This window comes from Bacillus cereus group sp. N11, from assembly GCF_016483605.1.
Lineage (GTDB): Bacteria > Bacillota > Bacilli > Bacillales > Bacillaceae_G > Bacillus_A > Bacillus_A toyonensis.
The window spans coordinates 1-24283 of sequence record NZ_JAEHBN010000032.1; the positions used below are offsets into that span (position 1 = coordinate 1).

Here is a 24283-nt window from a genome sequence, read left to right on the forward strand (position 1 = left end):
GTTAGTTTGTCTAGCATCTAAAAATAAAAATTGACGTTTCACGTTGTTTGTTTCGTTCAGTTTTCAAAGAACTACTTCGTCGCTCAGAAGCGACTTTATCAATATAACATTTTGTTATATTTTCGTCAACAACTTTTTTTAAATAAGTTGTTTTTCGTTTGTTTCTTTTGTTACCTCTCGTGGCAACGAATATAAATATACCAGTTCGCTTATTAAAATGCAATAGTTTTTCTAATAAAATTTTTAACTTAGTAAAAAAGCATAAAAATAGCATGTTTCTTCTATATAAATATAATTTCTAAACGATCCCTATCAAAACCCACTTCCTTCAAATCACTCATAGTAAAATAAAAAAAGCTTTGGAGAAATCTCCAAAGCTTAGTCTTGCTTATGACGCATAGCAGGGAATAATAGTACATCGCGAATAGATGGTGCATTTGTTAATAACATAACTAAACGATCAATACCGATTCCTAATCCGCCCGTAGGAGGCATACCGTACTCAAGAGCTTCGATATAATCATCATCCATCATGTGAGCTTCATCATTACCTTGCTCGCGCTCTTTTAATTGAGCTTCAAAACGTTCTTTTTGATCGATTGGATCGTTTAACTCAGTGAATGCATTTGCATGTTCACGTGCAACGATAAATAACTCGAAACGATCTGTGAATCGTGGATCCTCGTCATTCTTTTTCGCAAGTGGCGAAATTTCTACCGGATGACCATAAATAAATGTTGGTTGGATTAATTTATCTTCTACTTTTTGTTCGAAGAACTCATTAATAATATGACCAACTTCCATTGTATCCTTAATTTCTACATTATGTTCTTTTGCAAGTTCACGCGCTTCTTCTACACTCATTGGATTCCAGAAATCAGCTCCAGAGTGTTGCTTAATTGCATCTACCATATGAAGACGTGTCCATTCTGGTTCTAGATTAATTTCATAATCACCATATTGGATCGTTGTTGTACCCAATACTTTTTTCGCAATATGAGCAACCATATTTTCTGTTAGTTTCATAATATCATTATAATCAGCATATGCTTCATATAATTCAATCATCGTAAACTCAGGGTTATGACGAGTTGATACACCCTCATTACGGAATACACGGCCGATCTCATAAACTTTTTCTAATCCACCCACAATAAGACGTTTTAAATGAAGTTCAATTGCGATACGCATATATAATTCCATATCTAACGCATTATGGTGCGTTGTGAAAGGACGAGCAGATGCTCCACCTGCAATCGCGTGCATCATAGGCGTTTCTACTTCAAGATAACCGTTGTCATCTAAATATCTTCTCATCTCACGAATGATTTTACTACGAGTAACAAATGTTTCACGACTTTCCATACTTGTAATTAAGTCTAAGTAACGTTGACGGTAACGTTGTTCAACATCTTTTAATCCATGGTATTTATCCGGTAATGGACGAAGGGATTTCGTTAAAAGTGTAAATCCTGTTGCTTTTACTGAAAGTTCTCCAACGTTCGTTTTGAACACTTTACCTTCAATACCTACTAAGTCACCTAAATCTGCTGTCGTAAATAATTCGTACTCTTCATCTCCAACAGTATCTTTACGAACGTAAATTTGAACTTGTCCGTGTAAATCTTGAATGTGCGCGAATCCAGCTTTTCCTTTACCGCGTTTTGTCATAATACGACCAGCGATAGAAACAGTGATTTCTTTCTCTTCTAATTCTTCTTTAGAGAATTCTCCATATAGACTTACTAAGTCCGTTGTTGAATTTGTGCGTTCAAATCGTTTACCGAACGGATCGATTCCTTGCTCACGTAAATTATGTAGCTTTTCACGACGAACAAGCAATTGGTCGTTTAATTCTTCGTGGTTCATGTTATCCATGATATTGATATCACTCCAGCTCTATTAATTTTTACAATATATACAGTATAGCATTTTCTACTCAACTAGAAAAACTGCCAGCAACTAACTGGCAGTTCTTCTTTCTTTCACGTAATTATAGGAAGTGTGTAGAAGAATGTCAATCTTCTACATTCCCTTATTAACCAACATAAATTGTTTGTTGTTTCGCTTCTACTTCTTCTACAAATGCACCTAATACATTCGCAAGGTCTTGACGTGTGTTGCAAGTATTGATGCCATTACGCACACTCGCATTACCACGAACACCTTTTAAATACCAAGCCGCATGCTTTCTCATCTCTCTTACAGCAACATTTTCATTCTTTAAATCGATAAGACGATCTAGATGCAACATACATACATCAATTTTCTCGCGCACTGTTGGTTCCGGCATTAATTCACCCGTCTCTAAATACTTTACCGTACGATAAATCATCCACGGATCCCCAAGAGCAGCACGACCAATCATAACACCATCTACACCAATTTCATCAAGCATACGCTTCGCATCTTGCGGTGTTTCAACATCACCATTTCCAATAACCGGGATATTCACAGCTTGCTTTACTTGTTTAATAATATCCCAATCTGCTTTTCCTTCATACATTTGCACTCGTGTACGTCCATGAACTGCCACTGCCTGTCCACCAGCACGCTCAACAGCTCTAGCATTTTCTATTGCGAAAATATGTTCTTCATCCCAACCAATACGCATTTTAACTGTAACTGGCTTTTCAACAGCATCTACAACTGCCGCTACCATTTCATATATTTTATTTGGATCTAAAAGCCATTTTGCTCCTGCATCACACTTAGTGATTTTTGGTACTGGACAACCCATATTAATATCAATAATGTCTGCTGTCGTATATTTATCTACATATTTCGCAGCATCTACAAGCGTTTCTTTCTCTCCACCAAAAATTTGTAAACTTAATGGCTTTTCTCTCTCGTCGATATATAACATATCTAACGTTCTCTTATTATTAAGTAATATCGCCTTATCACTTACCATTTCAGCACAAACTAAGCCTGCACCAAATTCTTTTACTGTTAAACGGAATGCAGAGTTACACACTCCCGCCATCGGTGCTAGTACAACCGGATTTTTCATCTCAATATTTGCAATCTTTAACACTCGATTTACTCCTTCCTTCATAATTACTTTGGCATTAGTTCCTCTATCGAGACCTTTAATGCTTTAGCAACTTCTACTACAAAATCTTGGGAAGGCGCTCGATTCCCTCTCTCAACTTCACCTAAAACAGATACAGATACCCCTAATTCTTTAGCAAAACCTTCTTGTGTATAGCCTTTCAGCTTTCGAAAAGCACGAATGCGTCTTCCCCATTTTTCTGCTTCCATACCGTTACTCCCTCTCGCCTTTTCATTTCTTCTACTTGTGAACGTGAAATGTCTTGTTTTATATCTTGATTAATTTCTAACAACGGAACGATAACAAAAGCTCTTTCGAACATCCGCGGATGCGGAACAATAAGATTCTCTGCTTCAATATTTTCTTGATTATAGAGTAAGATGTCAAGGTCGATGGTTCTCGGACCCCATCTAATTTCCCTTTTTCTTCCTAGGTCATTCTCTACTTTTTGCGTTACTTTCAATAATTCTTGTGGTGATAAATTGGTAGAAATTTTTATAACTAAATTTAAAAAGCAACTTTGGTCAGTATAGCCAACTGGATCAGTTTCATACACTGATGAAACATCATCAACTTGGATATACGGACTTTTATTTAAAAACTGAATCGCTTCAGTTAAATACGTATAACGCTCTCCAATATTCGAACCTAATGCAATGTACGCTATATTATTCATGAACGTTCTCTCGTAATTTCTACCGCTACAGCGCGATAATGCCCTGGTATCGGCGGATCTGGTTTAATTACCTTAATTGTACATCGTGAAATACTCTCATATTGTTTCAATATATTTGTAGCGATATTTTCAGCGATGCTCTCTACAAGCTTATACGTTCTATCTTCGACAACTTTCCTACACAATTCAAAAAGCTCTCCATAATTGACAGAATGCTCTAAGTCATCACTCTCTCCTGCACGTTTCAAATCCAATTCTACCGTTAAATCAACTTTAAACCTCTGACCTAATTTATTTTCCTCTGGGAATACACCATGATAACCGTAAAACTCCATATCATGGATATAAATTTTATCCAATTACTTTACCCCCTTACCAATCATCGCATCCATCATTTTAGCCATACGCGCCATTTCTTTCACATCATGAACACGAACAAATTCACAGCCCTTTTCAATACCGAGACAAACGGTAGCTCCAGTTCCCTCAAGACGTTCCTCTACCGGTAAATCTAGTACATGTCCAATAAAGGACTTTCTTGAAGTGCCTAAAAGAACTGGATAACCTAGTACATTTAACTGTTCTAAATTACGCATCGCTTCCAAATTTTGTTCAGGCGTCTTAGCAAAACCAATACCTGGGTCTAAAATAATATTCTCATCTCGTACACCAGCAGCTTTAGCAATTTTAATACTGTCATACAAATCAGCAATCATATCCGCCATTAAATTACGATAACTCATATTGTCACGGTTATGCATTAAGATGATAGGTACATCATAATGAGCTGCAACTTCAGCAATTTCCGGTTCCGCCTTCGCCCCCCAAATATCATTAATAATGTGAGCACCAGCTTCAATTGCTTGTTTCGCAACTTCTGCTTTATACGTATCGATAGAAATAGGCAATTCCACTTCCTTCGAAACCGTCTGGATCATCGGAACAACTCGTTTAATTTCTTCTTCCACCGAAACTTTAGCGAAACCCGGGCGAGTAGATTCACCACCAATATCAATAATATGAGCACCTTCATTTTTCATTTCTTTCGCATGGCGCACCGCAGCATCCACTTCGTTGTAACTCCCACCATCAGAAAATGAATCTGGCGTTACATTTAAAATCCCCATAATTAATGTCTTTTCATTTAAATTCAATGTATATTCGCCGCAGCGCAAATCATAATCCCACTTCAAATTACACATCTCCTCTTCGCAATTCATTTCTACTCCACAATTTCTCTCTCTGCATTTCATAAAGATGCATAAACCTTTTTGTAATCATTCCGACTTTACCCGGGAAATCTCGTCCCTCTATATGATAAAGCGGAACAATTTCTTGAATGGAATTCGTTACAAAAACTTCATCTGCTGAAAGCAATTCATCTTTCGTAAAGAAACCTTCCTTTATTTCTATACGAAGCTCCTCTGCAACCTTTATAATAAATGCACGAGTGATACCATTTAAAATCCCTGTTTTTAGCGAAGGCGTATACAAAACATTGTCTTTCACAAAAAAGAGATTCGAAACAATACCCTCTGCAACATAACCTGCTTCAGTAAGGAAAATACCTTCCTTATCCACAACATTTCCAATTTCGCGTTTCCCTAAAATGTTATTTAAATAATGATGGGACTTCAAGCGAAACGCACCCTCTGGTGTATTTCGCACTTGTTTTAAAACAACCCCTTCTTTTTCCACTATATCCCCTGGGGCTGGTAAAGGTTTTATAAAAACAATAACCGACGGCTCTTCATACATTTCCGTTTGCAATCCTATTTCATCTACACCCGCCGATACATTGAAACGAACATATGCATGCTCCAATTCATTCTTAACGAGGAGATTTTTCAAAATAAGCATTACATCATCTTTTGTCATTGTCCATTTGATTTGCAATGTATCTAGCGCATCTATTAAACGTTTATAATGATCATCCAACAAGAAAGGATGACCATTATAAATACGAAACGTCTCAAAAACTCCAAGTCCGTATAAATAACCATGGTCATAAGGAGAAATTTTCGCTTCAGTCGCTTCCACATATTCACCATTTACGTAAATTAACATGATGCCACGCTTGGACTATATTTGCGAATGAAATTCTGTAATAATTCTTTCCCATGAGAAGTCATAATAGATTCCGGATGGAACTGCACACCTTCAATCGGTAATGTTGTATGACGAAGCGCCATAATTTCCCCTTCCTCTGTCCAAGATGTTACCTCTAAGCAATCAGGTAACGTCTCTTTCTTAACAATAAGGGAATGATAACGCGTTGCAGTAAATGGATTAGGAATGTCCGAGAAAATCGTCTTTCCATCATGATGCATAGGCGACGTTTTCCCATGCATTAATCGCTCTGCTCGAACAACTTCTCCACCAAAGACTTGCGCAATAGATTGATGCCCAAGACAAACTCCAAAAATCGGAAGCTTTCCTGCAAAGTATTTAATAGCTTCCATACTAATTCCCGCTTCATTCGGACTACATGGACCTGGTGAAATCATTAAGAAATCTGGTTTCATATTCTCAATATCTGCAATAGTCACTTCATCATTACGCTTAATAACAAGCTCTTGTCCAAGTTCTCCAAGAAATTGCACTAAATTAAATGTAAAAGAATCATAATTATCAATCATTAATATCATTTCTCTCACCTAACCGTTTCTTCGCTACTTTCTTTTGCACGCCATAAAGCAATTGCCTTTTTTAACGACTCTTTATATTCATTTTTCGGATTTGAATCAATTACAATTCCCGCTCCTGCTTGCACATGCGCTTGCCCATCTTTAGCAAGAAGCGTTCTAATTACAATATTCAATTCCGTATCTCCAGAATAACCAATCCAACCAATTGAACCTGTATAAATCCCTCGTCGAACAGGTTCTAATTCTTCAATAATTTCCATCGTACGTATTTTCGGGGCACCGGTAATTGTTCCACCAGGGAATACAGCTTTCACTAAATCGAAAGCATCCTTATCTTCTTCCACCTCACCACGCACATTAGAAACGATATGCATAACATGTGAGTACTTTTCAATTACCATAAATTCATCTACTTCTACAGTGCCATATTTACAAACGCGCCCTAAATCATTTCGTTCTAAATCTACAAGCATTACATGCTCCGCTCGTTCCTTTTCGTTCTCAATTAATTCCCTCGCTAATTCTTCATCCTCTTGTTCATTCGCACCGCGGGATCTTGTACCAGCAATTGGTCTTGTACTTACTTCTTGCCCTTGTTTTTTAATTAGCAATTCAGGCGAAGCACTAACAATTTGAAAATCCCCAAGCTCCAAGTATCCCATATATGGAGATGGATTAATTTTACGAAGACTTGTATAAATTTCTAGCGGATGCGTTTGTAAAGTTCTTTCTTGCCTTGTCGACAAATTTACTTGAAACACATCACCATTTCCAATATATTCTTGAATACGTTCAACAGCCTTCATAAAGCCTTCTTCTGTAAAAGCAACCGCTTCATTTTTCTTTTCAGGACGTTCAAACGGCATAGTCACTTCAGGCACTTCTGCCGCCCAAAGATTCTTCCATTCATGTAATCGTTCTTCCGCCTCTGCATACTTATCTACATAATGTGTAATAATCCACAATACTTTTTCTTCTTGATCATAGACAAACACATCGTCAAATAATAAAAAGAATATATCGGGTATATTCAGATCATCCTCTGCAAGAGAAGGGAGTTTTTCGATATAACGGATACAATCATAACTAAAGTAGCCAATCGCACCACCTTGAAACGGCGGGTACTCTGGATTGTAGTCTGTTTTCCATTTTTCCATATATTCTTGCATTAAATCTAATGGATTCCCTCGCTTTATTGTTTCCTTACCACTTTCGCTTATATGTAACGTTTCATCCTTCCCTTGGATTACCGCTACTGGGTTTAACCCCACTATGTTATAACGACCGCCACGTCCGCTTTCTAGCAAAATATGTTGCGGCTTATCCTGAGAAAGAAATTTATATTGCTTAAAGAAATCTAACTGATATGGAATAGAAAGCGCTAAAGATTTTCTTCGTTGCATATCAACACCCCGTCTTCTTTTATCCCACCCTCTTAGATTAACCACCTCAAACTACATAAGCTCTTTATATAGAAAATGATTATACTCGAAGGTTAGTGAAAATAAATTAATTATACTACCTCTTATTTTACATGAAGTTTTCTAGTCAATCACTCTTTTCCTATTTCCAATCCAAAAAGAAAAAAGCATCCTTTTTCAAGGATGCTTTTCAATCACATTCAATTATGATTCAAATTGATAAAGTGGTGTACTTAAATAACGTTCACCGTTACTTGGAATAATAACAAGTACTTTTTTCCCTTTACCTAATTTTTTCGCAACTTCTGTCGCTGCATAAATAACTGCTCCTGAAGAGATACCAACTAAAATACCTTCCTCTTTAGCCACTCTTCTCGCATATTCAAACGCTTGCTCTGTTTTTACTTGAATAATTTCATCATATACCTTTACATCCAATGTCTCTGGGATGAATCCCGCCCCAATTCCTTGGATTTTATGTGGACCCGGCTTCCCACCAGATAATACTGGTGAGTCCGCAGGTTCTACTGCATAAATTTTAATATCTTTATACGCTTCCTTCAGCACTTCACCAGCACCAGTAATTGTTCCACCTGTACCAATACCTGCAATAAACGCATCTAATTGATCACCCATTTGTTCAACAATTTCTGGACCTGTTGTTAAACGATGAATTTCTGGATTTGATTGATTTTGGAACTGTTGCGGTATAAAGTAGCCATGCTCTTTCGCTAATTCAGTCGCTTTACGAATTGCCCCACCCATTCCTTCAGGACCTGGAGTCAATACTAATTCAGCACCGTAAGCACGTAATAAATTACGACGCTCAATACTCATTGTTTCTGGCATTACTAAAATCGCCTTATATCCTTTAGCGGCCGCTACCATCGCTAAACCAATTCCTGTGTTACCACTTGTTGGCTCAATGATTGTATCGCCTTCTTTTAATAATCCTTTCTTTTCAGCATCTTCAATCATAGCTAATGCAATACGATCTTTAACACTGCTCCCAGGATTCATAAATTCTAATTTTAAGTATACATCTGCGCTGTCTGATTCTACGATGCGGTTCAACTTAACGATCGGCGTTTTCCCGATTAATTCTGAAACTGATTGTGCCACTCGCATTCCTGTCACTCCTAACACCGAGTATTTTTATTGGTTTTATCTATATTTAGATTTTGTCAGAAAATTCCCTGTTTGTCAATCTATCCGAGCGAACAATTCTCCACCCAAACTTCCTTATTACAAGTTCACAATTATGCTTGTAATATCTTCTTTAGAGAATTTATATCGTTCATTACAGAAATGACAGTGCACTTCCGTCTCTTCTTCTTCTTCACGAATTTGCTCTAATTCTGTTTTACCTAAACTAATTAACACACTCTCAATACGTTCACGTGAGCAAGTGCAATTAAATTGAACATCCATAGTTTCTAATACTTTTACTTTATCTTCCCCAAGAACTGCATATAGTAGCTCTTCTGGAGAAAGACCTTGTTCGATCAATGTTGATACAGGAGGGATTTTTTGCAAACGATCTTCAATGAATGAAATTGTTTCTTCCTGTGCGCCCGGCATAATTTGAAGGATAAATCCACCCGCCGCTAATACGCTGTCATCTCCATTTACAAGAACACCAACACCAACAGAAGAAGGCGTCTGTTCAGAAACTGCAAAATAGTACGTGAAGTCTTCTCCTAATTCACCTGAAACAATTGGAGATTGACCAATAAACGGCTCGCGCATACCAATATCTTTAATTACAGTTACAAATCCTTCTGTTCCCACCGCTTGATATACACGTAGTTTTCCTTGTTCTGTTCCTTCAAAATCAACATGCGGATTCGTTACATAACCACGTACATCCCCATTTGCATGAGCATCCACTAAGATTGGACCAATCGGACCGTTACCCTCTACCTTAATTGTTAACTTTTGATTACCTTTTAACATCGCACCCATCATTGTACCCGCAGTTAAAGAACGGCCAAGCGCTGCTGAAGCAGTTCTCCACGTGTCGTGACGTCTTTGCGCTTCACTTACTGTATTTGTTGTACGCACACTATACGCACGTACTTCTCCATCAAATGCTAAAGCTTTTACTAAATAATCTTTCATACTTATTTATTCACCTTTCTCATACTGTAAATTTGCATTACGCTCATATAACATATACAAACCTTTTAACGTTAAAAACGGATCTACGATATCAATTACATTTGATTCTTCTGAAATTAATTTCGCTAATCCACCTGTTGCAATAACTTTTGGTTCCTGTTTAGCTTCCTCTTTCATACGCTTAACAATACCTTCCACTTGTCCAACATATCCGTAAAGAATACCAGATTGCATCGCACTTACTGTATTCTTCCCAATAACACTACTTGGTTTTGTAATTTCAATACGAGGAAGTTTTGCCGCTCTACTATATAAGGCTTCCGCTGAAATCATAATTCCCGGTGTAATAACTCCACCCATGTAATGCTTCTCTTCGTTAATATAACAATATGTGGTAGCCGTACCGAAATCGACAATAATAAGCGGACTTCCATATAAATGGATTCCCGCTACTGCATTTACAATTCGGTCTGCGCCTACTTCACGCGGATTTTCATATTTAATATTTAGCCCTGTTTTTATCCCGGGCCCTACTACAAGCGGTTTAATTTTAAAATACTTTTCACACATGCGCTCTAAAGCAAACATAATTGGTGGTACAACTGAAGACACAATAATACCTTTCACATCTTCAAATGAAAGACCCTCATGCTCAAGTAACTGCTTTACAAGCATTCCATATTCATCTTCCGTCTTGTGACGATCTGTTTCCATACGCCAATGCTGACGAAGTTCCCCATCTTGAAATACGCCTAGTACAGCATTTGTGTTCCCTACATCCAATACAAAAATCATATTCTCACCACTTATCTTATTTAATCTATATTTATGTAGTATGTATAAAACTTATAAAAACATCATATCACACATACTTATATAATCAGCTTTTCTATCCTCATCATTTTACAAAAAGATTACTCTCTATTTCAATTTTTAATACTAATTTTATTAAAAATTTTTCCGACTTAGTATTTTTCTACAAATAAAAAAGGAGTGACAATTGTCACTCCTTTATCTCTTACTTATCTTCTACGTCTTCATCGTCCTTCTTCATATTGATGTTTACTTTTACATCATCTGAAGATGTTGGACGCTCTGGCAATCTGCCGTAATCATATAAATGATTGATTTGCTCTGCATCTAACGTTTCTACTTCAAGTAACGTTTTCGCAATAATATCTAGCTTATCACGTTTTTCAGTAAGAATTTGTTTCGCGCGGGCATAACATTCTTTTATAATCGTTTGCATTTCCACATCGATTTCATGTGCAATTGCATCACTGTAGTTTTGTTCTGAATGGAAGTCTCTTCCTAAGAACACTTGACCACCTTGCGAGCTACCGAATTGCATCGGTCCAAGCTTATCACTCATACCGAACTCCGTAACCATACGTCTTGCAATACCAGTCGCACGTTGGAAGTCGTTGTGAGCACCTGTGCTTGCTTCACCAAACACAATCTCTTCAGCTACTCGACCACCAAGTAAACCAGTGATTTTATCAAGTAACTCTGGTTTTGTCATGAAGTAACGATCTTCTTTCGGAAGCATTACTGCATATCCACCAGCTTGACCACGAGGGACAATTGTTACTTTATGAACGATATCTGCTTCATCAAGGACAACACCAATTACAGTATGGCCAGCTTCATGGAATGCAACGATATTACGTTCTTTTTCAGAGATAACACGACTTTTCTTAGCTGGACCTGCAATAACACGATCCGTCGCTTCATCAATGTCACTCATATCAATTTTCTTCTTATCTTGACGCGCAGCTACTAAAGCAGCTTCGTTTAATAAGTTTTCAAGATCGGCACCAGAGAACCCTGGTGTACGAGTTGCAATTGCTCTTAAGTTGATATGATCATCAAGCGGTTTATTACGAGCATGTACTTTAAGTACAGCTTCACGACCATTTACATCTGGACGATCTACTGTAATTTGACGGTCAAAACGACCTGGACGTAATAATGCTGGATCAAGAATATCGGGACGGTTTGTTGCAGCGATGATAATAATACCTTCGTTTGCACCGAATCCATCCATTTCAACAAGTAATTGGTTCAGCGTTTGCTCACGCTCATCATGGCCACCACCAAGACCTGCGCCACGTTGACGTCCTACTGCATCAATTTCATCAATGAAAATGATACAAGGAGCATTTTTCTTTGCATTTTCGAATAAATCACGTACACGGGATGCACCGACACCGACAAACATCTCTACGAAGTCAGAACCACTGATAGAGAAGAACGGAACGCCAGCTTCACCTGCAACAGCACGTGCTAATAAAGTTTTACCTGTACCTGGAGGTCCCACTAACAGAACACCCTTAGGAATACGGGCACCAACTTCAGCAAACTTACGAGGATCTTTCAAGAATTCAACTACCTCAACAAGCTCTTGTTTCTCTTCATCCGCTCCAGCAACATCTCTGAAACGAACTTTTTTCTTTTCGTCATTATATAACTTCGCCTTACTTTTCCCGAAGTTCATAACACGGCTACCGCCGCCTTGAGCTTGGTTTAATAAGAAGAAGAATAAAATGAAGATAATGACAAACGGAATGATAGAAGTAAAGAAGGTTACCCAAGCACTTGTTTCTTCTGCTGGTTGATACTTAACTTCAGCACCTTGCGCTTTATCATTAATTTTCTTTTGTAATTCCTCAGTATTTGGTGCATAAGTAACAAATTGTTCTCCTTGGCTAGAAGTATTAAATTGTCCTTTTACCTCAAACACACCATTTTTCGGTTGAAGTTGCACATTGCGCACTTCACCTTTTTCTAGTTTAGTAATGAATTTATCGTAGCTAACTGATGTCGTTTTTTGCGTTGAACCATTAAAATAGCTCACGATTCCAATTACTACTAGGAATATCAGTAAATAAAAGATGGTATTACGGAAGATACGATTCATTCCTAACCTCCTCTCACGGCATAAACACTATTGTAAATCGTAACATAGAAAAACTTTCCTATACAATTGTAACGCCTGTATTTAATTAATTTGAGTAAACGCTTGGTTTTAATACTCCTACATAAGGAAGATTACGGTACTGCTCTTTATAATCTAATCCATATCCTACAACAAATTCATGTGGGACAGTAAATCCAACATAATCCGCTTTCAAATCTACCTTGCGGCCTGTTGGTTTGTCTAATAACGTAACAATTTTTACAGACTTCGCTTTACGATATTTAAATAGGTCCACTAAGTAACTTAGCGTAAGACCGCTATCAATAATATCCTCAACGATTAAAATATCGCGACCTTCTACAGAAGTATCAAGATCTTTTAAAATTTTCACTTCGCCTGTTGAAACAGTAGAGTGACCGTAACTAGATACAGCCATAAAATCCATTTCAAGATATGTATCTGTTCTCTTTAATAAATCTGCCATGAATGGCATTGCGCCTTTTAATACACCAATTGCAAGAGGTACTGTGTTTTTATAATCCTCTGCAATAATTGCACCTAATTCGCGCACCTTTTCTTGTATTTGTTCTTCAGAAATTAATACTTTTTCGATATCTTGATTCATCATTTCATTATCCTCCCGGAAGACTCCTTGCTTTTGTAGTGAATAATCATATATTTATCCTTCTTTGCCATCTCTTTCGAAACAGCAAATGCAGATCGCTTCAACAAGGGTATCCAAATAATATTCCCACTTGCATCACAAACGACCGGCCATGCTTCTCTTTTTTCTCTTGGTACTTTTGCTTCGATAAAAATAGTTTTTATCTTTTTTGTGCCATTCATACCTTGTATTGACATGCGATCTCCATTTTCCCTAGAACGAATACGAAGTGGATATGATATATCATTATACTTAGCAACAAATACTGTTTCATTCATGTTACTTGGTATATCTTCGCTCACCTCTATTACAAGTTCATCCCCGTTCGATAGCGTAATTGTCCCGGGTACTGATAAATCTTGCGAAAAAGGAGAAACAATTTCTTGTTTAAATCCAAAGCTACACTCCTCGTATGTGCGAACAATTTTTAAATCACCTGGGAAATCAAGTGAACCCGAAGGTTGTGTCCGCTTAAAAAACTCAATCACTTTGTCAATATGTATAGAGGAAAGAGAAGATGGAATCTTATATTCATAAAGATAGTTTAATATTAGTTGAATCCCTCTTCTTTGTAAAGGCATAGACATGGATTCAAAGGCAGGAATTGATAAGCTAATTTGTTTATCACTTTTTTTTGTAATTACTTTATTCATTTTCTCAAAAGCTAATTCCTGCAAATAAGCCTCATCCTCTTGCATCTGCACGCTAAATTTTTGAAATTTCTCATGCACTTGTGGATTTTCTTCTTTCAAATGAGGAAGGACATATTTACGTAATCGATTCCTTGTATATACTTCCTTTTTATTACTCGGATCTATACGGGGAATTAAATTTAGCTCATTACAGTAATTAACAATTTCTTCCTTCGTTACTCCAAGTAAAGGCCTAATTAAATATCCATTATGAAAAGGACGCTTCACTGCAATTCCTGCATACCCTTTCGGAGTACTCCCTCGTACAAGGCGCATTAAAATCGTTTCTACTTGATCATCTCCATGATGCCCAAGAGCTACATATCTCGCATCATATTTCTTCATTATTCTTTCCAAAAATGCATATCTGCATTCTCTAGCAGCAACCTGCGCATTCATTCCGTATTGCTGTTGATATTGCGACACGTTAACCCTTATCGTTTCGCAAATAACTCCCAGTCCTTTGCAAAGATCCTGCACAAACTGTAGATCCTCATGAGATTCATCGCCTCTAAACATATGATCCACATGCGCTACTACAATTTCCAACTGTTTTTCTGCCCTTTTTTCTAACAAATAATATAGAAGAGCTAAAGAGTCAGGGCCACCCGAAACTCCTACAACAATTGTTGAACGTTCCTTTAATACATCATGCTGCTTTACAAAGTCATCTACCTTTTCAACAAATGTATCTTTCAACTTCGTAATCACCTTTCATTAAACAAGAACAGCAACGTTAGTTACCTTGTCTATAATGGTACAACTTTTACAAACATTGTGCAAAAAAAAGATATACAAAAATTACATTTTTATCTTACATCCTCCGCACATATTCAAAAAAATAATAACATTACCTTTTAAAGCAAAAAAACCTAGGAATTCGCCTAGGTTTTTCAGAATAGACTATATGAATCAGTAGCAGATAAAAGTTTTACTTTATTGCGCCTGCATTCCTACAATTGGAATCGTAGCCCACTTTGGCATATTCTTCTTTACTTTCGCCACAACAATTGTCATATCGTCATTTATATAACCATCACAAGAACGAATCACTTCTTCCATAATGATATCAGCAATTTCTTGCGGGTCCTCGGTTTGCAGTTCCTTAATTTTTCGTTTCATCCATAATTCATGGTTCTCCACATGCTGCGCTCCTTCAAAAATACCATCGCTCATCATAATAAGAATATCGCCCGTTTTTAATTGCTCACCCACTACATCAACCTCAACATCTTCAATGATCCCCATTGGCAAATTACTTGCTTCAATTTTCAAAATATTATTTGCGCGTTTAACAAAACTCGGCGTCGATCCGATCTTTAAAAATTTCGCATTCGCATCCCGTAAATCTACCATCGCCAAATCCAGCGTTGTAAACATCTCTTCTGTCGTTCTTAAAGAAAGAATTGAATTGATCGATTTAATTGCTATTTCCTCATCGATACCTGATTGAAGTATCTTTTGTAATAATTTTACCGTTTCCTTACTCTCCATATGAGCTCGTTGCCCATTTCCCATACCGTCACTAATCGCAAGTGCATATTTACCCACACTCAAATCCATCATCGCATAAGAATCCCCCGAAACAAACCCACCGCCTTTTGCAGCTGTAGCCAACCCCGTATCAAGAGAATACGTCTTTGCTGAACCAAATGATATTAAACTGTGACCATTTGGATAAGAAGACTTTTCTTCATGTTTAACGACAATATTTTCTTTTAGAATATCCGAAAGCATCGGCGCAACTAATTTTTCGCACTCACCATGCTCATTAGATGCAGCCGGAATTAACATCTCAATATCAATGCTCCCTCTATCTAAACAATAAATATCAACATGCTCCACTTCGACGCCAAAATCACGAAACGCTTGCAAAATTTGTTCTTCCTGTACTTGATGATTTTCTCGCTCTCTTTGTATTTCCTGTGCGAAATCCTCCATAACTTTTGATACGCCTAATAATTGCTCCGCTACTATTCTGCGATTTTCTTTCATTTGTTTTCGTAATTTTTGTCCCTCATAAAAGTGATCTAATTCACCGGCTACTAAATCTGTTACTTTCTTACCTCTCACACAATGCTTGTCCCATTCACGAACTAACTTCCGATTATGCTGCAGTGTTCCTTCTTCCGTTTCACTCATTATTTGTTTCATATAATCATACGTTTTGTCGAAATTAACCACCCAGCATTGATCCTTTTTAAAGCACGTTTGACATGTTTTCGCAGTAATTGTACTTAAAAATAAATCTGCCTCTGTTTCTTTATCTTCCTCTTCCACATAACCATATACAGAAAAGCTATTAGATAAAGCCGCAAACACATTTGCAAATTGATTAATTTTGTTCGCTGTAACATCGCGCATTCTTCTTAAATATTGTTGTTGATCTTGTGAATGCTCTTGTGTTCCCGGCATAAATTTAGCAATGCGATCCAGAACAAGTTTCGGTGTTAATAAAAAGAAAACAATTGCCACACCTGATTCAATTAAAGTTGTTACAATGTTCGTTTGTTTATCTACATATAATGTAATTAAGCTTGTCCCAATTAACAAACCTAAACTAACGCCTAGACGCTTCCCTTCTTTCAATAACCCTCCAAGCAATCCAGAAAAAGCAAGAAGGCTAAGCTGAGACAAACTGGACACATTCGCTAAACTTAATATTAAGCCGGTGACAACCCCAACTGTGGATCCTGTAGCAGCGCCGGCGATGAAGGCAAATACTAACACTAAATATCTAGTGAAAATATGTTGAATAGAAGCGTCATATACAAACCAATCCGTCGTACCTGTTAAAACAGATGCTAGTAATATAATTAAACAAACAATTTCTTCTGTCTCTAATGCTTGTTGTTTCCCTTTCCTTTCTACTAAGAGCGGAACACTTTGTAAAAATATCATCGTTAATACGAAACTAAGCCCCGCTTCAATCGTACTAACGAGCAAATCGTACATGGTGATAGTTTGCTGTGCAAAATATACAACAACTAAATGTGCGGTTAATGCGGAGATAAATACTTGGAATGGTACAAGTCCAACAGTTTTACGTGTAAACCGACTAAAGAAGATATTATAAATGAAGAAAGTAAAGATAGACGCGAAAGTAAAAAATAAATTATCTATCGAAACTGAAAGTGCTCCTCCCATTAAAGCTAGGAATGCGAGCGGCATTTTATCTCGCTTCATAACATAAACGGCAGCGAAAAACGGTAATGCAAACGGTAAAATGTTTGTTAATATATATGCTCTTCCCAAAAGAAAACCAATAACAACAATAATAAATCCCCATCTAAAGAAAACTTGTTCAAACTTCATTCGCAACTTACTCGTCCACTTTATTCCTCCAAGCTGACTTTCATTCATTGCCAATGCACTTGTATTCATAGTATTCCTTCCTGCTTTAGGCATATTTTTAACACCACCTGCATAGTTTAATTACTGTCATTATAAAAGATGCTTATTGGGATTTTTGTCAAAACAACAGTTTTCACTTTTATAATCGTTCGACTTTTTATTCGAAATAACTCTACATATATACATAGTATGTAATTTATCTCTCTTTATTATATTGAAGATTCAGAAAATTTAAGGTGATTTTGTAGAAGTATTGTATGTCTTACTTTTTTATTTAACAAAAAAAGATCATGCAAGTTTGCATGATCTTTTTAGATGACCCGTACGGGATTCGAACCCGTGTTACCGCCGTGAAAGGGCGGTGTCTTAACCACTTGACCAACGGGCCGTTAAATTAAATATAGCGGCGGAGGGGATCGAACCCCCGACCTCACGGGTATGAACCGTACGCTCTAGCCAGCTGAGCTACACCGCCATGTCGTCTTATTTAACGGACAATTAGTATCTTACATCAGATATCATTTAAAGTCAACACATCTCAAAAATTTTTTTAAAAAATATATTTTCGCATATAAAAAAGCACCCTGAGCCATCACTCTGGGTACCTCTCTATATGTTAAAAACTAAACGTTCTTATTATCCGCGACGTGCGCCACGGCCACCACGTTTAGACTCTGTGTTACGCTTTAAAGAAGTTAAACGATCTTCGCTATCCTTTAAAAAGCGTGCCATCTTTTGCTCAAATGTTTCTTTTGGAGCTCGGTCGTTACCGCCACCGCGATTATCTCTGTTGAAAGAGCGATTATTACGTTGTGGACGTCCAGAACGTTGTTGATCACCACCGCGTTGGTATTCACCGCGTGGACGATCTCCTTCTGTTTTTTCACGTTCTTTCGCTTTTTTAATAGATAGACCAATTTTCCCATCTTTTTCAACATTAATAACTTTTACTTCTACTTGGTCGCCCACTTTTAAGTGATCGTTAATATCTTTCACATAATTATCAGCAACTTCACTAATATGAACAAGACCCGTTAAGCCTTCTGGCAGCTCCACAAAAGCCCCAAAATTTGTAATACCTGTTACTTTACCCTGTAACTTGCTGCCTACCTCGATTGACATAAAAAAAATGCTCCTCCTTAGTGATTAAAAAGTCAAATTTTACTTTATTATATATAATCCTAAAATATAGTGTCAATAAGACATACTTTACTTAGAAACAGGAAAAATTATCTCCCCTTTTCCGGAGAAGAAATAATCCCTTCTAGCAATCTTTAATACGTACTCTTCATCATTTAACTTTTGAACTTCGTCTTTTAGACTTTTTTCTTTATTCGTTAATGAATCTAGTTCTTTTTTCATGTCCTTAACTTTTGCTTCTTTTGCTTTAATGGAACTGTTTTGTTGATAAAAAGTTACACTAATACTCGCAATAATTGTAAAAGCAAAGACAAGAAAAACCGCTAAACGGCGATAAAGTCGCTTCCTGTTCTCATCCGTTTGTATTATATGCTCTTTAACAGGATTTGGACTCTGTTTTTCGATTGTTCTTTGTCTCAGTTCCCTCATTTCCGAGGTCCCCCTAACTTCTTTTTTATACGCTCCCATAGTTGGAAGATGTGTCCCTTCAATTTTGCTATATATTGCAGGAACCCTACATGTTTCATTATAAAAAGTTTAACACGATTAGGGAGAAGTTTCCATATGAGCAAAGCAATAAATCGAACAGGCCAGAAAAAAACTTTCCATATGAAAAGTAATATCCAAATCACCATTTTCCATAACACATGTCCAATTGAAAGCAGTATACGAAATAAGAATAATATAAATGCAATAAATAGCTGCGCTATAATAATAACAGGTTTTATCATGAGTAGCTGTATAATTCGAACAAAAAAATGTGTTGTTTGCACAAAAATATAGATGAGAAAATTTAACAACCTCATGTATAGTGCTTTCAATAAGCTTTGATATGCCGCAAAACCACATAATAATGCCAAAAATACATATATACGTAGTTCAGCTTCATTTACGAGAAGTAATACATAAAAAACGAATAATGCTTGGACAACCCAAAATAGTATATCATGTATAAATACAAGCCAACGTTTACGTTCCTGACGCTTTAAAAAACGTTGGTATGTATCTAATGATGCTCCAATCCAAGCACCCATTCCGATCATCGAAAGCATTGTATACAACTGAATTGTTAGACTCATTTAAACAACTTACTAAAGAAGCCTTTAGTTTTCTCCCCTTGATTCTCATCAATATACAACATCTCATGAATCTTGCCTTTAATCGATACAACACCTTTTTCCACATCTAAATTCTTCATTTGCAAGTTTTGTCCACGAATTGTTAAAAAACCCATCACAGTCTCGAGTAAAAATTCTTCGCTATCAAAACTCTCTACTTGTTTTACACCAGTAATATCGATCACACGCCTACCACGCATAATAATATCATGCTCTACAGAAACATTTTGTTGATTAGAAGACATAGGTGAGTAACCATTATTCACGAAAATCCCCCCATAGCTTTATACTAGCTAATAGTAATGTATGAAGGGATAGCAGATTTTAGAACAAGCCCTCTTCTGCTTTTACTTTTTCTTCGCGAACTAGGCTATACATATTTGCTGCATCTTCTTTTTTTGTTGTTTCTTTCAATTCATTTACTTTCACCGTTACTATTTTTTGACCGAAACGAATTGTTAATTCATCAGCCACTTTCACATCTGAACTCGCTTTTGCGACTTGACCATTGATAGATATTCTTCCTTGATCAGATACTTCTTTTGCTAATGTTCTTCTTTTAATTAAACGTGACACTTTCAAAAATTTATCTAGACGCATATCAAATCCCCCTATTAACGCTCTGTTTGCTTTGCCTCTTCCCATAAAACATCCAACTGTTCTAATGACAGATCTTGCATTTCTTTATTCATTTCAGCTACTTTTGCTTCCATGTATAAAAAACGCCCCATAAATTTCTCATTAGTTGAACGTAATGCTTCTTCTGGATCTAATTTATAATGACGAGCTATGTTAACAAATGCAAATAGTAAATCGCCAAATTCACCTAGCATCTTTTCCTCATCCATATTTATAACTTCTTGCTGGAATTCTTGCCATTCTTCTAGGGCTTTCTCTATCATTGGCTGTACATCAACCCAATCAAATCCAACCTTTCCAGCTTTCTTCTGAATTTCATAGGCACGCATTAATTGCGGCAAACTTTTTGGAATTCCAGTTAAAACAGATTCTTTTACGAATCCCTTTTCTTGTTTTTTAATTTCTTCCCAATTCGCAATCACTTCTTCAGCATTATTTACATCTGCATTTCCAAACACATGTGGATGACGACGAACCATTTTCTCCGATAAAGTTCGAATAATATCATCGATGGAGAACCAACCTTCATCCTCTCCAATTTGGGCATGAAGCATGACTTGTAATAATATATCACCTAGCTCTTCTACTAAGTGATCATCGTCCTCTTCATCAATTGCTTCCAATACTTCATAAGCTTCCTCAATTAAATACTTCTTTAAAGATTGATGTGTTTGCTTTTTATCCCACGGACAACCATTCGGTCCACGAAGGTCTGCAATAATTTCTCTCAGTACATCAAACTGTTGATACAAGGATGCACGTTCCTGAACTGGTGGTACATACACACTCGTTAAATTATTCAATTCTGTTTCATGATCTAACATGTACAACGGTACCTTTTTGACTTGTTCAAACGAAGTTCCTGCAGCTGTTACGATATACACTTCATAATCATCTGGCAATATTTCCATTAATGTTAACTTCACATCTGAAGCAACGAACGCATCATACACTTGGCAAAAGATTAAATGTTGACGTAATTCTAATTGCCCTCTTTCAAATGATGTAGCATCAATTAATTGGAATCCTTCAATCGGATCGATTTTTAAACTTGCGAACATTGGATCAAGGAAACTTTGTCCACCTTCAATTCGCACTTCAACATTTGCTACTTCTCCTTTTTCTAAAAGTAGCTGAACTGTTCTTTCTGCTACTAGCGGATGACCTGGAACAGCATAAATAATTTCTGCACCTTCAGCTTGTTCTAGCAATGTATTCGCAATTGTTTCATATACAATTTCAAATGTATCATGCGCTTCATATATATTGTCGAAAGCCGTATATTTTATACCTTCTTTCTCCAACTCTTCTATAACCGGGTGCTCCTTCGTTCTAACAAACATATGGTCTGCTACTTTTATCTTTCGGTATACGCCCATCGTTAGCTGATCTAATTCACCAGCACCTAATCCTAAAATAGTAATGATTCCACTCACAACCTGTCACCTCTATCCACTCTTCTTCAATGAACCTTCTTTTTTCTCTTTTTTCATAACGGATCCTAATTCTTCTTTTGTAAATACACGTAATTTTAAAATTAAAAACATGTATGTCAATCCGCCAATAGCTACACCTAACAACGCTTCAAATGTCGCGATTCCTCTATGATTCCCATCAATTACTAACCCAGACATTTGTAACACACGAATAAACATTATTAACACAAATCCCATACCGATACCACTAATAACTATACCGAACATCTTCTGCTTATCAATAAGCGACCCCGATACAGATTGCATAAGTAATACACTATTTAACAAGGCAATTACAACAAGCGCAATTAAAGTTGCAATCGCAGCTCCTTTAACTCCAAAATGCGGCATTAACATATAGTTTAAAACTAACTTCAAACAACCTCCAAATACAACGAATATTGCTGGTTTTAATGTTTGTCCCAGCCCTTGTAAAATAGAAGCAGTTGTAATTGACAATGAACTAAATAAAATAGATAAAGATAAAATCGATAACACATCTGACCCATCACTATTCTCAAATAACATAATATTTGTAGGCTGAATAATGCAAGTTAATCCGATGGCTGCTGCAAATCCAATAACAAGTGTTATTTTCATCGCTAACTTTACCTTTTCTTGAATAAAAGCAAGATCTCCTCTTTCCTTTGCCGCTGTAATAATCGGAATAAGTGACAATGAGAAAGACGTTGTCACGACAGTACCTAATTGCATGAGAGGGATACTTCTGTCATAAACACCTTTTAGTACCTTTGCACTTTCAGCCTGTTCCCCTGCCCCAATGAGTAAAGTATAGAAGGAAACCGAATCTGCCATTTGTATAAAAATAAGGACTAAATTACTAACACAAATAGCTATTCCTTGCCAAAAAAGGATTTTAACAATTCTTCTTTTTCCCCCAACTCTCTTCAAGCTTTTAAAGAAAATGGCGTGAAAATCATGACGCATATAAAGTAAAAGTACGATAATCCCAATAAGCCCGCCTGCAATCGAACCTAACATAGCACCTGCACCGACTGTATATAGATCAAATCCGTGAGCAATAAGGAATAGTGATAAAAAGACAATAATAGATACACGAATCGTTTGTTCAATTACTTGTGAAACAGCCGTCGGCATCATATTATTAAATCCTTGAAAATATCCTCTCGCTACGGATAAGAATGGCATTAATATGAATGAAAATGAAATAACACGTAATAACTTATATAAGTGTACATCACCCATAGCCGATGCAATCGTTTCGGCACCAAAGAACAATGTGAAAAACCCTATAAAGCCAATTCCTAATAAAAACCAAAAAGATACACAAATTATTTCTTCTGCTTCTTTTTGTTTTCCTCTTTCTAATCTTTCTGCAACCATTTTTGAAATTATAATAGGGAATCCATAAGTAGCTAAAATTAAACAAAATCCATAAAACGGATAAATTTGTTGGTAAATATAAAAACCAACATCTCCCGCTATGTTTTGATATGGAATACGGTAAAAAGCGCTTAATACTTTTGTAATAAAACTTGCGATCGTTAATATAATAGCCCCACGCCAAAAGGCTTGATACTTCTTCGCTTCCATACAAGAAAACTCCTTTTTCTATTCTCACCTCTCGTATTATATCACAAAGAAAAAACAGGCTCCCTTACACCCACGAGTAATAAAGAGTTCTTACAAAACTAAAAATGTTCAACGAAAAAAGGTAGCAAAGCGCTACCTTCATTCAATATACCTATATCTCCAAATAATTGATTTTTCAAAAGAAATATCATAATTAGGAAAGATTGCAACTTCTAAAATTATATATCTTTACTGCTCCATTTGCTTCGCTAAGAAGCTCGCTGCTGTATTTACTGACTTATGCTCTACTTCACTTATAATAGCCTCTTTAGAGAAGATAATAACAGCTCCAATTGGATCCCCATTCGCAACAATCGGGCCAATTGTATAGGAGCTAACTTTTTCTGTTACTCCATCAATAATTGAAATTTCGCTTTCGTCCGTCATAATTACAGACTTACGCTCTTCCATTGTCTTCTCAATTAAATCGCCAACACTTTTATTTAAGTATTCTTTTTTAGATATGCCTGCTACTGCGATAATAGAATCACGATCACATACAAGCACATTATGTCCTAAGCTATCGTATAAAGCTTCCGTATATTCTTTTGCAAAATCCCCTAATTCACTAATCGGAGAATATTTCTTCAAAATTACTTCTCCATCGCGATCAACAAATATTTCTAGTGGGTCTCCTTCTCGAATACGTAAAGTTCTACGAATTTCCTTCGGGATTACTACCCTGCCTAAATCATCAATTCGACGTACGATTCCAGTTGCTTTCATTCTAATGCTGCCTCACTTTC

Annotated in this window: 24 protein-coding genes and 2 tRNA genes; all 26 read right to left on the minus strand. The window is 36.6% G+C overall.

Translation table 11 applies throughout. The features are described 5' to 3' along the window. Window positions 1-378 precede the first annotated feature (378 nt). On the minus strand, window positions 379-1878 hold the full coding sequence (gene lysS / locus JDS98_RS28755) for a lysine--tRNA ligase (protein ID WP_000369685.1): 1500 nt from the start codon (window positions 1876-1878) through the stop codon (window positions 379-381). Between the two features lie 160 nt (window positions 1879-2038). Beyond that, entirely contained in the window at window positions 2039-3037 is a 999-nt protein-coding gene (gene dusB, locus JDS98_RS28760) for a tRNA dihydrouridine synthase DusB (protein WP_000912241.1), read from the minus strand. Window positions 3038-3060: 23 nt separating this feature from the next. Further along, the gene (locus JDS98_RS28765; RefSeq protein ID WP_199634590.1) at window positions 3061-3264 is read right to left on the minus strand and encodes a helix-turn-helix domain-containing protein; all 204 of its coding nucleotides are present in this window, start codon (window positions 3262-3264) and stop codon (window positions 3061-3063) included. After that, window positions 3216-3731: a 2-amino-4-hydroxy-6-hydroxymethyldihydropteridine diphosphokinase gene (gene folK / locus JDS98_RS28770; RefSeq protein ID WP_001059455.1), complete on the minus strand. Its 516-nt coding sequence runs from the start codon at window positions 3729-3731 to the stop codon at window positions 3216-3218. The genes JDS98_RS28765 and folK overlap by 49 nt, the downstream gene beginning before the upstream one ends. After that, window positions 3728-4090, minus strand: coding sequence for a dihydroneopterin aldolase (folB, locus tag JDS98_RS28775; RefSeq protein ID WP_000358065.1), 363 nt, complete (start codon window positions 4088-4090; stop codon window positions 3728-3730). Before folB ends, folK begins: the two co-directional genes overlap by 4 nt. Continuing rightward, the gene (gene folP, locus JDS98_RS28780; RefSeq protein ID WP_002176114.1) at window positions 4091-4951 is read right to left on the minus strand and encodes a dihydropteroate synthase; all 861 of its coding nucleotides are present in this window, start codon (window positions 4949-4951) and stop codon (window positions 4091-4093) included. Further along, entirely contained in the window at window positions 4926-5798 is an 873-nt protein-coding gene (pabC, locus tag JDS98_RS28785; protein WP_199634591.1) for an aminodeoxychorismate lyase, read from the minus strand. The genes folP and pabC overlap by 26 nt, the downstream gene beginning before the upstream one ends. Next, window positions 5792-6379 (minus strand): aminodeoxychorismate/anthranilate synthase component II, encoded by a 588-nt coding sequence (gene pabA / locus JDS98_RS28790; RefSeq protein ID WP_000602280.1) that lies wholly within the window; start codon window positions 6377-6379, stop codon window positions 5792-5794. The genes pabC and pabA overlap by 7 nt, the downstream gene beginning before the upstream one ends. A gap of 5 nt (window positions 6380-6384) precedes the next feature. Further along, the gene (gene pabB, locus JDS98_RS28795) at window positions 6385-7782 is read right to left on the minus strand and encodes an aminodeoxychorismate synthase component I (RefSeq protein WP_199634592.1); all 1398 of its coding nucleotides are present in this window, start codon (window positions 7780-7782) and stop codon (window positions 6385-6387) included. A gap of 222 nt (window positions 7783-8004) precedes the next feature. After that, window positions 8005-8928 (minus strand): cysteine synthase A, encoded by a 924-nt coding sequence (gene cysK, locus JDS98_RS28800; RefSeq protein ID WP_001261721.1) that lies wholly within the window; start codon window positions 8926-8928, stop codon window positions 8005-8007. Window positions 8929-9045: 117 nt separating this feature from the next. Beyond that, window positions 9046-9921: a redox-regulated molecular chaperone HslO gene (hslO, locus tag JDS98_RS28805; protein WP_000656375.1), complete on the minus strand. Its 876-nt coding sequence runs from the start codon at window positions 9919-9921 to the stop codon at window positions 9046-9048. Between the two features lie 6 nt (window positions 9922-9927). Beyond that, window positions 9928-10716 carry a type III pantothenate kinase gene (locus JDS98_RS28810; RefSeq protein ID WP_000578374.1) on the minus strand — a complete coding sequence of 263 codons (789 nt, stop codon included), beginning with the start codon at window positions 10714-10716 and terminating at the stop codon, window positions 9928-9930. Between the two features lie 223 nt (window positions 10717-10939). Then, window positions 10940-12841: an ATP-dependent zinc metalloprotease FtsH gene (ftsH, locus tag JDS98_RS28815; protein ID WP_001079666.1), complete on the minus strand. Its 1902-nt coding sequence runs from the start codon at window positions 12839-12841 to the stop codon at window positions 10940-10942. 85 nt (window positions 12842-12926) lie between these two features. Beyond that, window positions 12927-13469: a hypoxanthine phosphoribosyltransferase gene (gene hpt, locus JDS98_RS28820; protein ID WP_000981842.1), complete on the minus strand. Its 543-nt coding sequence runs from the start codon at window positions 13467-13469 to the stop codon at window positions 12927-12929. Then, window positions 13466-14896, minus strand: coding sequence for a tRNA lysidine(34) synthetase TilS (gene tilS / locus JDS98_RS28825; protein ID WP_070174023.1), 1431 nt, complete (start codon window positions 14894-14896; stop codon window positions 13466-13468). The genes hpt and tilS overlap by 4 nt, the downstream gene beginning before the upstream one ends. A gap of 237 nt (window positions 14897-15133) precedes the next feature. After that, entirely contained in the window at window positions 15134-17605 is a 2472-nt protein-coding gene (spoIIE, locus tag JDS98_RS28830; RefSeq protein ID WP_001123547.1) for a stage II sporulation protein E, read from the minus strand. A 262-nt stretch (window positions 17606-17867) separates the two neighbouring features. Further along, a tRNA-Glu gene (locus JDS98_RS28835) sits at window positions 17868-17939 on the minus strand. Between the two features lie 13 nt (window positions 17940-17952). Then, window positions 17953-18026, minus strand: a tRNA-Met gene (locus JDS98_RS28840). A 161-nt stretch (window positions 18027-18187) separates the two neighbouring features. Continuing rightward, entirely contained in the window at window positions 18188-18673 is a 486-nt protein-coding gene (locus JDS98_RS28845) for a S1 domain-containing RNA-binding protein (protein WP_000021451.1), read from the minus strand. An 87-nt stretch (window positions 18674-18760) separates the two neighbouring features. After that, window positions 18761-19120, minus strand: a complete 360-nt coding sequence (gene divIC, locus JDS98_RS28850) for a cell division protein DivIC (RefSeq protein ID WP_001208736.1) — start codon at window positions 19118-19120, stop codon at window positions 18761-18763. Continuing rightward, window positions 19117-19770 (minus strand): spore cortex biosynthesis protein YabQ, encoded by a 654-nt coding sequence (yabQ, locus tag JDS98_RS28855; RefSeq protein ID WP_000059779.1) that lies wholly within the window; start codon window positions 19768-19770, stop codon window positions 19117-19119. The genes divIC and yabQ overlap by 4 nt, the downstream gene beginning before the upstream one ends. Further along, on the minus strand, window positions 19767-20075 hold the full coding sequence (gene yabP, locus JDS98_RS28860; protein ID WP_001059100.1) for a sporulation protein YabP: 309 nt from the start codon (window positions 20073-20075) through the stop codon (window positions 19767-19769). Before yabP ends, yabQ begins: the two co-directional genes overlap by 4 nt. Before the next feature lie 58 nt (window positions 20076-20133). After that, window positions 20134-20409 (minus strand): RNA-binding S4 domain-containing protein, encoded by a 276-nt coding sequence (locus tag JDS98_RS28865; RefSeq protein WP_001234879.1) that lies wholly within the window; start codon window positions 20407-20409, stop codon window positions 20134-20136. A 14-nt stretch (window positions 20410-20423) separates the two neighbouring features. After that, window positions 20424-21884: a bifunctional methyltransferase/pyrophosphohydrolase YabN gene (gene yabN, locus JDS98_RS28870; RefSeq protein WP_087948811.1), complete on the minus strand. Its 1461-nt coding sequence runs from the start codon at window positions 21882-21884 to the stop codon at window positions 20424-20426. Between the two features lie 12 nt (window positions 21885-21896). After that, window positions 21897-23498, minus strand: a complete 1602-nt coding sequence (locus JDS98_RS28875) for a putative polysaccharide biosynthesis protein (RefSeq protein ID WP_199634593.1) — start codon at window positions 23496-23498, stop codon at window positions 21897-21899. Between the two features lie 228 nt (window positions 23499-23726). Beyond that, window positions 23727-24263, minus strand: coding sequence for a stage V sporulation protein T (gene spoVT, locus JDS98_RS28880; protein WP_000648310.1), 537 nt, complete (start codon window positions 24261-24263; stop codon window positions 23727-23729). Window positions 24264-24283 lie beyond the last annotated feature (20 nt).

Bases quoted from the DNA above. Each gene is read 5' to 3' on its own strand.
- lysS (WP_000369685.1), bottom strand. From the start codon at position 1,878: ATGGATAACATGAACCACGAAGAATTAAACGACCAATTGCTTGTTCGT.
- JDS98_RS28765 (WP_199634590.1), bottom strand. From the start codon at position 3,264: ATGGAAGCAGAAAAATGGGGAAGACGCATTCGTGCTTTTCGAAAGCTG.
- folK (WP_001059455.1), bottom strand. From the start codon at position 3,731: ATGAATAATATAGCGTACATTGCATTAGGTTCGAATATTGGAGAGCGT.
- folP (WP_002176114.1), bottom strand. From the start codon at position 4,951: ATGAATTGCGAAGAGGAGATGTGTAATTTGAAGTGGGATTATGATTTG.
- pabC (WP_199634591.1), bottom strand. From the start codon at position 5,798: ATGTTAATTTACGTAAATGGTGAATATGTGGAAGCGACTGAAGCGAAA.
- pabA (WP_000602280.1), bottom strand. From the start codon at position 6,379: ATGATATTAATGATTGATAATTATGATTCTTTTACATTTAATTTAGTG.
- pabB (WP_199634592.1), bottom strand. From the start codon at position 7,782: ATGCAACGAAGAAAATCTTTAGCGCTTTCTATTCCATATCAGTTAGAT.
- cysK (WP_001261721.1), bottom strand. From the start codon at position 8,928: ATGCGAGTGGCACAATCAGTTTCAGAATTAATCGGGAAAACGCCGATC.
- hslO (WP_000656375.1), bottom strand. From the start codon at position 9,921: ATGAAAGATTATTTAGTAAAAGCTTTAGCATTTGATGGAGAAGTACGT.
- JDS98_RS28810 (WP_000578374.1), bottom strand. From the start codon at position 10,716: ATGATTTTTGTATTGGATGTAGGGAACACAAATGCTGTACTAGGCGTA.
- ftsH (WP_001079666.1), bottom strand. From the start codon at position 12,841: ATGAATCGTATCTTCCGTAATACCATCTTTTATTTACTGATATTCCTA.
- hpt (WP_000981842.1), bottom strand. From the start codon at position 13,469: ATGATGAATCAAGATATCGAAAAAGTATTAATTTCTGAAGAACAAATA.
- spoIIE (WP_001123547.1), bottom strand. From the start codon at position 17,605: ATGCCTAAAGCAGGAAGGAATACTATGAATACAAGTGCATTGGCAATG.
- JDS98_RS28845 (WP_000021451.1), bottom strand. From the start codon at position 18,673: ATGTCAATCGAGGTAGGCAGCAAGTTACAGGGTAAAGTAACAGGTATT.
- divIC (WP_001208736.1), bottom strand. From the start codon at position 19,120: ATGAGGGAACTGAGACAAAGAACAATCGAAAAACAGAGTCCAAATCCT.
- yabQ (WP_000059779.1), bottom strand. From the start codon at position 19,770: ATGAGTCTAACAATTCAGTTGTATACAATGCTTTCGATGATCGGAATG.
- JDS98_RS28865 (WP_001234879.1), bottom strand. From the start codon at position 20,409: ATGCGTCTAGATAAATTTTTGAAAGTGTCACGTTTAATTAAAAGAAGA.
- JDS98_RS28875 (WP_199634593.1), bottom strand. From the start codon at position 23,498: ATGGAAGCGAAGAAGTATCAAGCCTTTTGGCGTGGGGCTATTATATTA.
- spoVT (WP_000648310.1), bottom strand. From the start codon at position 24,263: ATGAAAGCAACTGGAATCGTACGTCGAATTGATGATTTAGGCAGGGTA.